Raw genomic sequence first — 755 nt, forward strand, 5'->3', positions numbered from 1 at the left:
AACGACCAGTGCGACACTGGTTGAAGATGAAATTACGACCCTGAATTTTGGCATTGTTCATGTAAATGGTGACAATGACGAAACTTTGGGACATGTTTGGATTGCACAGAATCAGGCGGCAGGTGCAAAGTATACTTTATATCTAGGTACAGGCACATCGGCTGTTCTTTTAAGTAATGCAAGCTTACCAATCAAAACCATTGATGGGGTGGACTACTACGAATTGACTGCTGAACAAGCTCAAACCTTGGCAGCTAAAGGTGGTGATCAGCGTGATGGTGATCAGGGCATCTTCACTTATAAATATGAAGTGACCGATAATCATTATGGTTCGGTGCAAACCGCACCAGCGGACACGGTGGTTAAAGAGGGACAATTACAATTAACGGCGAGTGCAGTTACCGATGCTGTTAAGTTATCTGTTACTGGTATTTCTGGAACAAGCAATACCACTTCATCATTAGATCAACATGCAAATGATGATGCTACTCCAGACACCGCAACACTGACTGCAACGGATACTGTGACCGTTAATCTGAAAGTCGCTTCGATTGACCATGATGGCAGTGAACACGTGGTTCGTATCTTGATCGAAAATGTGCCAGAGGGTGTAACTGTACAAGATACAAATGTTCAACAGGTAGGTGCTGGTACATGGGTACTGGTCTATCAGGCAAATAATGCACCTTCAATCAACGCACAGGGTGGTAGTATTGATGTACCAGTCACTTTCAAGATTGGTTCCGACGCGGGTG

Annotated in this window: 1 protein-coding gene; it reads left to right on the forward strand. The window is 44.2% G+C overall.

Annotated features, from left to right (window positions below):
• On the forward strand, positions 1-755 hold a 755-nt coding region (locus ACNPNW_RS05480), incomplete at both ends, for a hypothetical protein (protein WP_448766672.1).

Source organism: Acinetobacter endophylla (genome assembly GCF_053543775.1).